Here is a 7,567-nt window from a genome sequence, read left to right as displayed (position 1 = left end):
AAATTGGTAAATAATAAAAGCGAATAATATGTCAGGTGTTAGCAGAAAAACTTCTATAAGTATAAAAGGACTTGATGAGTTTAGAAAAACTTTAGAAGAACTAGGAGGCGATTTTAAGAAGGCTATAAAAGCAGGGGCTAGGAAAGCAGGAAATGAAATAGCAAAAGAAGCTAATGCAGAGGCAAAAAGCAGAGGCTGGAGTGAAGATAAATATTATGATGTAAAAGAAAGAAAATCATCAAAAGGAAGCGACACTTCAGTAGCTATAAAGGTGGGAACATTAGAAAAAAAAGGAGGAGGAGTTCCTCAAAAAAATAAAATAAAATGGTATAAAGAGCAGGGAGACAGATATTATGTACGCTTCCCTGAATATGGGACAATTTATCAGCCTCCTCAGCCTCTTTTAATTCCTATTTTTGAAAGTAAAAAAAATGTTATAGAAGAGTATATAAAACAAAAATTACAGCAAGCAATAGATAAGGCGAATAAAAAGAATAAATAGCGAATGCGAGGCACAAAGCAAATTTATTTGCTTTGTATTTATAGCCGAGCAGGAGTATAACAATAATGATTGAGAATGCTATATATACAATACTTAAAGAATTAACAAAAGATAAAGCAGATGGAGTTTATTTAGATTTTGTTAATGACTCAAAAATAGATAAAGAGAAAATATATATAGTTTATTCTTTAACAAGCAGCACACCGTATTATGATTTTGAATACGGCAGGAATGTTTATCAAATAGCTGTATATTCTAATGATTTGAGTAAAGCATTAAATATACAAAGAGAAATAGGAAAACATTTCAGTAATTTAAAAACGATTATTGAAGATACAGAAATATGCGGATGTGATATTTCAAATGAAACACATAACTATACTGAAGGTTTTTATCAGGCTGTAAGCATAGTAAATATATTATATAAATATTAATTAAAGGAGATATTATGAGTCAAACAAGCGTTCAAAATAAAAAAACAATAAGATACGGAAGCTCTAAGGTTTTAATTGGAGATAGATTTGATAAACTTGTAGACATAGGAGCAGGACGCAATGTTAGTATAAAAGAAAGTATGTCTACAGCAGATATAGAAAGTGACAATGCAGGAACTGTAGCTACTCTACAGACAGAGCATAAAATGGAGGTTTCACTTGATAGTTTGGAAGTGAACTTTGCTAAATATGCTATGGCAAGAGGTGGTATTGATAATATAGACGAATATGATGGTAAAACAGAAGTTACAAAACAGTATGTGGTAGAATCAGATACATATAAAAGAGGTGAAGAAATAAAAGTTCCATTTAAGAATGCAGATGGAAGCGAAGTAAGAATAATCAAAGTAGAAAAGAAAAACTCTACAGGAAATATTTTAATAGAAGAAACAAGCTATGAAAAAATAGGAACTAACGGAATAAAAATTACAGACAATAAAATATCTCCTAGCACAGATACTTTAATTATTACATATACACGAACCATGCCTAAAATGGTTCGTATGACAACAGGAGGAAAAAGTTCGACCATCAAACCGAGATGCATTATGTTAGTTAATACTAATGCTGAAGGTAAAGAATTAAGAATATACTTACCTCAGGCTTCAATAGCAGGAGGCTTAGAGTTTAGCTTCCCTTCAGATAAAGCACAGGATGTATTAATAGGAAAATTGAGTTTTACAGCAACTACATCAGGCAGTCAGCAAAGCGGAGAACAGCTTGCATGGTATGAAGATGAACAGTCTGTAAATGATGATGAAGAAAATACAGAAACAGAAGCTTTAACTTTGGAAAGTGACAAACAAAATGTAGATATAAGAGCAGATGGAAATGATACTATTATTTTAACTTCAAATGCTGATGAGATAACACATGCAGTAGAGCCTCCAGAACAACAGTTTTTTGATGTGAGCTATGAAACCGAAACTAAAACTTTCACTATCACAGGAAAGGCAGAAGGTACAGCTGTATTAAAAATCACAGCGAAAAAAGAAGGTTCTGAAGATATTATTAAAGATATATCTATTAATATACAAGCAGTTCCAGAAGCTTTAACTTTGGAAAGTGACAAACAAAATGTAGATATAAGAGCAGATGGAAACGATACTATTATTTTAACTTCAAATGCTGATGAGATAACACATGCAGTAGAGCCTCCAGAACAACAGTTTTTTGATGTGAGCTATGAAGCTGAAACTAAAACTTTCACTATCACAGGAAAGGCAGAAGGTACAGCTGTATTAAAAATCACAGCTAAAAAAGAAGGTTCTAAAGATATTATTAAAGACATATCTATTAATATACAAGCAGCTAATTAAAAAATATTATACAAAAAGGAGGAAGCGAGAACGAGGCTAGTAAGATGATTTATCATCTTGCAGATTATTAGCCGAGTTGGAGCATAGCAACAATGGACATAGTAATTACAGATTTAGAAGAGTTTAGTAATAAAAAAGCAGTTTATGCAACGCTTGGAGATTATAAAATTAATGTTAATAATCTACCTCTTAAAATAGCTCTTAAAGTAAATAATTATTTTAAGGCCTTGAGAAATGGTGAAGATATTAATTCTGAAATATTGATTGATGAAATAGCAATTCCTATTATAGAAAGACAAAATGCAAATGCAGATAGAGAAAAAATATTAGAAGAGTTTAATTATGATCAATTATTAAAATTACTGAATATGATATTTGAATCTTATCTTCATGCAGGTACCGATTCAAAAGAAACAAAAGAGGTTAATACAAAAAATAAAAAAAAAGAAAACTAATAAAAATAGAACTAATAAAATTGTTGGCACATCTAGCTCATAGTTATGGCTGGACAGAAGACTGTATGATGGAGATGAGTTTGCAAAGACTTTTGCTCTATTATACAGCTTCTTTAAATTTGCCTTATATAATCGAAGTTGAAGAAGAAACAAAGGCAGATAATAATGTAACTGAAATAAAGCAGGGAAATAAAACTATAAGAAGAGAAAAGCAAGGTCTTTGGGAAATAGAAACAATAATAACGGATAATTAAATAAATGAGTAGCTTAAATGTTAGTATATATGCAGATGCTTCTCAGGCTATTGAAGCATTTGGAAAACTTAAAGATAAAACAACCGATTTAGAAAGAGGTTTTGATAAGATAGGAAAGTCTTTTGATAAGTTCGGTTCTTTAGCTACTAAAAGTTTAACTGTTCCAATAGCGGCAGGAACAACAGCTTTTGCATTAGCAACTAAAAAAGCTACTGATTTTGATAATGGAATGCGTGAAGTTCTTACGCTTCTTCCTAAATTAAGCAATGAAGGTTTTGAAGATTTAAAGCAGGAAACTTTGGCTTTTTCTAAAGAAATTGGAAAAGTACCTGAAGAAGTAGTACCTGCTTTATATCAATCACTTTCTGCAGGAGTTCCACGTGAAAATGTATTTGAGTTCTTAAAAACAGCAGCTGAAGCCTCAGTTGCAGGTGTTGCTGAATTAGAAACTTCAGTTGATGGGCTTACTTCAGTTACAAATGCTTATGGAACAGAAGTTCTTAATGTTAATAGAGCTTCAGACATAATGTTTCAAACTGTAAAATTAGGAAAAACAGATTTTACTCAGTTATCAAAATCTTTATTTAATGTCATACCTACCGCTTCAGCGTTAGGCGTTCAGTTTGAAGAAATAGGAGCTGGTATCGCTGTAATGACTGCACAGGGTACTCCTACCTCTGTTGCAACAACACAAATTAGACAGACACTAGTAGAGCTTAATAAAGAAGGCAGCACCACAGATAAAACATTTAGAGAAATAGCAGGAACTAGCTTTAAAGAGTTTATCGAACAAGGCGGTACTCTTCAGGAAGCTCTGCAAATGCTTGCTGAAAAAGCTGCTGAAAGCGGAAAAGATGTTTCTAGTATGTTCAGCAGTGTTGAGGCAGGAAATGCTGCTTTGGCTTTATCTGGAAAGAATGCTAGTAAGTTCAAAGATGCTTTGGATAAGATGAATAATTCAGCAGGTGCTACAGCTGAGGCATTCAAAAAAATAGATGACGGTCCAGCAAGACAGTTTGAAAAAATAAAAGCAGAACTTAGTGCTTTAGTAATAGAGCTTGGAAACAGCCTTCTTCCTGTTGTTAATGAAGATTTACTTCCTGTTATAAGAGATAAAGCAGTTCCTATTGCTGAAAAAATGATTCTTACTATTATATCTTTAATAAAAACATTCAGCGACTTGCCTGCACCTTTGCAGGCTGTAAGTGTAGGATTTGTTTCTTTAGCAGCAGGTTTCGGTCCTGCATTAAAAGGTATAGTAGGACTTGGAAAAGGATTAACAGAAGCTAAGAAAACTATATCAGATTTTAAAAATGCGGTATCTACATTAAAGACATCAGCAAGTTCTATTCAAGGATTAAGCACAGCTTGGAAAGCATTAAATACTGTTATGTTTGCTAGTCCTGTTGGAGTTGTTACAGCTTTTAGTGTAGGTCTTGGTGCTTTAGCAGTAAATGCCTATAAATTAGGTCAGGAATTTAGAGGATTAATAGAGGCTTTTTATGATTTTTCTACTGGCGCTACAGCTTTTTTTGTTGGTTTTTTTAGAGATGTTGGTTTTTTTGCTTTGTTTTTTAGAGTATCTAGTGCTTTAGCGTTAGCTGCAGTTGTTGCTGCAAGGTTAAGCCAAGTATTTGATGAATTTACAGGTGTTTTTCCTTCTTTGTTTCCTGTTGTTTTGGCTGGGATTCTTTATGTATATTGTGTTGTTGTTGCTTGGGAAGCTTATGCTGCAGCTTTTGTGTCTTCGGAGGTAGCCGCTATAGTAGCTAGTGTAATTGAATTTGATAAGAAAGTAAAGGAATGTTTAGATGCATCTGATTTATGTTATCGGAGTGGAGTAGATCTTGGTTTTATTTTTTTTGATGCTGCCCGTTCTTTTGTTTCTGAGAAATTATTAGATGTTGGAAATGAATTTGACATATTGGAGTCTCAGGGTGATGCTTTAGGTGGTTATATTACTTTATTACATACGTTCATTAGAGATGGAATAGATTTTTCAGTCGAGGGCGTTGGTGTCACTGATAAGGGGATTGATGCGATTAATGGTTTATCTGAATCTGTTAAAGATAAAACAAAAAGTTATGAAGATTATTTGGCTTTACTAAAAAAAGCAGAGGCAGATGAAAACAGAAGAGTCGGCAACCTTCGTAATATGGGAGCTGAAATCAGTGATGCTGAAGCTCTTGAAGCTAAAAAAGACAAAGTAGGTTCTATACTCACAGAAATGAGTACAGTATTAAACTTAAATGCTAATCAAATAAAGTATTTAAGTGATAACTACGGATATGCATTAGAAGGAATAACAACTGACAGGTTCTCAGAATTAGTAAAAGAAATAGAAGACAGTATATCAGCTTATGAAAGAGGCGTTGCAGTTTCTGAGGAGTTTGGTGATAAAGTAAGTGAAGCCGAACAGCAGGGGCAGAAGAGCGAAATAGTTAGAAGTGGCATAGAGAGCATAACGAATGAATTAGAACTTACAACTGAACAAGTAGAAATATTAAAAGAGAAGTTCGGAGATCTTTGGAAAACTCCTACTCAAAGTTTTGCTGATTATTTTAGTGCTAATTGGCTTCAAATGCTTAATGATAGTATAGGCTATATAAGCGATTTTTATTCTTCTATACAGGAAATGAAAATACAGTCTATAGAGTTTGAAATAGAAAAAAATGAGGAAAGAAAAGAAGCGGCATTAGAAGCGATAGAAGAAGAAAAAAAAGCAAGACTTGAAGCTATAGGAATAATGGAGAACTCTCAAAAGCAGAGTTTATTAAAAGAAATAAAACAATTACAAAATAGGCAGAAAGTTGCTTTAGGACTTTATGAACAAGAGAGAATAAAAGCAGAGCTTGAAGAGAAACAAAAAGAACTAGCTAAAATACAAATAGAAGAAGAAGCCAAAGCTAAGCAGATGGAAGTAGAAAAAAACTACAATAATGAGAAGATGAGACTTGAATATAATTCACAAATGGAAAGCTGGAAAATGTCTTTGGCTCAGGCAACGGCTTCTATAGCACAAGCAGGCATAAGTGCTTTAGCTTCAGCAATGGCAGTTCCTTTCCCTGCAAACTTAGTTGCTTATGCAACTTTGCTTGGAATTATAGCAGCTGGATCTGTTAACTTGGCAACATTATCCCAAGCTAAACCGCAAGAGCCTAAATACTTGGCAAAAGGCGGACTTGTAGAAAGAAGAAACGGAGGAATTAATGCTGTAATCGGAGAGGGAGCAAGCGATGAAGCGGTTATACCTCTTGAAGATAGAATATTGTCAAAAATAGGAAGTCAGATTTTTGAAGCTGCAAAAAATAATGATGGAATATATGAAGTAAATACACAGTCAGAAACAAGTTTCAATCAGCCTGTTTATTTAATGCTTGACGGCAAGATAGTGGCAAGCACAATGCTTAATTTAAGCAAAAGAGGTGTTAAGGTGGTATCGCAAAGGGGAATATTATGAGGCTATTATGGGATAATATTTTTAATAATTTTGAATATACTTTCTCTAGTGAAGATGATTTTTTTCCTATTTCTAATATGTTTAATTATCAAACTCTTGAAGTTGGAAAGTTTGCAAGTGAAACTGAAGGAAGTTTAACACTATCAGGAAACGGCATTATAAATGAAATAGCTGTATTTAATACTAATGCTGATAAAATAAGATTAGAAATAATTGATATAAAAAACAATACTTTAATATATAATATTAATATTATAAATAAACAGGCTATTCATAATATATCACCTATAGAGTTTAGAAATATAAAAATAACTTTCACTAAAAAATCAGACGTCAATATACTTGAATGCGGATATTTTATTATAGGCGAAGGAGTAGATTTTCCTGTGCACGATAAACAAAAAACGCATACTATAAATTATACTCATAATCAATATTTTTCTTTAACAGGTCATTATTTTTATAGAAAACTTCCTGCTAAAAGCTATGATACTTGGAAAGTATCTTTTCCATATCTTACTAATGATGATAAAGAGAAAATAATAAACTTTTTTGATATTAGTAATTTTGAACCTTTTGCACTTCAAGTTTGGATAGAAGAAACAATAAGTCCAGACGAGATTATAGAAAACGGCTATTCAGATATAGCAAGATATAATATAAGCAAATATGGATTATCTAAATATGCAGGCAGAACAAATACAATTACAGAAACAATAGAAAAAAGAACTGCTGTCAAATCAACAACTATTGTAAAAGATAATACTATATCAAAAGCTAAATATTATATGAAATCTGGACTCTATGTATGTACTAATGAAAAAATAGATTTTAAAAAATCAAAAAATGATTTATATCAGTATTCTACAGAATTAACATTTAGGGAAATAAAATAAAAAATTGTGAGCGTATAGCAAGTTTACTTGACATACATATTATAGCGAACAATTTTTTATGAATAATAAGGATTAAATAATATGTTTGAACTCGTTTATGAACCTTCCTGCATACCTCTTAGCATTGAAGATGCATATAAAAGACAGAATGAATTATTAAAACATACAAGGTTTCTGCATACTGCAT

At 32.2% G+C, this 7,567-nt stretch carries 7 protein-coding genes; all 7 read left to right on the top strand.

The features are described from left to right. The first annotated feature begins 28 nt into the window (after nt 1–28). Entirely contained in the window at nt 29–502 is a 474-nt protein-coding gene (locus T324_RS0104735) for an HK97-gp10 family putative phage morphogenesis protein (RefSeq protein WP_028329183.1), read from the top strand. Between the two features lie 65 nt (nt 503–567). Next, a complete protein-coding gene (locus T324_RS0104730) occupies nt 568–936 on the top strand; it encodes a hypothetical protein (RefSeq protein ID WP_028329182.1) in 369 nt (122 codons plus the stop codon). Between the two features lie 14 nt (nt 937–950). Further along, complete coding sequence (locus T324_RS0104725) at nt 951–2,315, top strand: hypothetical protein (protein ID WP_028329181.1); 1,365 nt, start codon at nt 951–953, stop codon at nt 2,313–2,315. 92 nt (nt 2,316–2,407) lie between these two features. Next, nucleotides 2,408–2,770, top strand: a complete 363-nt coding sequence (locus T324_RS0104720) for a hypothetical protein (protein ID WP_028329180.1) — start codon at nt 2,408–2,410, stop codon at nt 2,768–2,770. A 20-nt stretch (nt 2,771–2,790) separates the two neighbouring features. After that, complete coding sequence (locus T324_RS0104715) at nt 2,791–3,024, top strand: hypothetical protein (protein ID WP_245580628.1); 234 nt, start codon at nt 2,791–2,793, stop codon at nt 3,022–3,024. 4 nt (nt 3,025–3,028) lie between these two features. Further along, nucleotides 3,029–6,484 (top strand): phage tail tape measure protein, encoded by a 3,456-nt coding sequence (locus tag T324_RS0104710; RefSeq protein WP_028329178.1) that lies wholly within the window; start codon nt 3,029–3,031, stop codon nt 6,482–6,484. Next, entirely contained in the window at nt 6,481–7,380 is a 900-nt protein-coding gene (locus tag T324_RS0104705) for a hypothetical protein (RefSeq protein WP_028329177.1), read from the top strand. Before T324_RS0104710 ends, T324_RS0104705 begins: the two co-directional genes overlap by 4 nt. Nucleotides 7,381–7,567 lie beyond the last annotated feature (187 nt).

The sequence above is a fragment of the Brachyspira alvinipulli ATCC 51933 genome, from assembly GCF_000518245.1.
GTDB classification, from domain to species: domain Bacteria; phylum Spirochaetota; class Brachyspiria; order Brachyspirales; family Brachyspiraceae; genus Brachyspira; species Brachyspira alvinipulli.
Note: the sequence above shows the minus strand (reverse complement) of the source record. Positions and strands in the feature narration are given on the sequence as shown.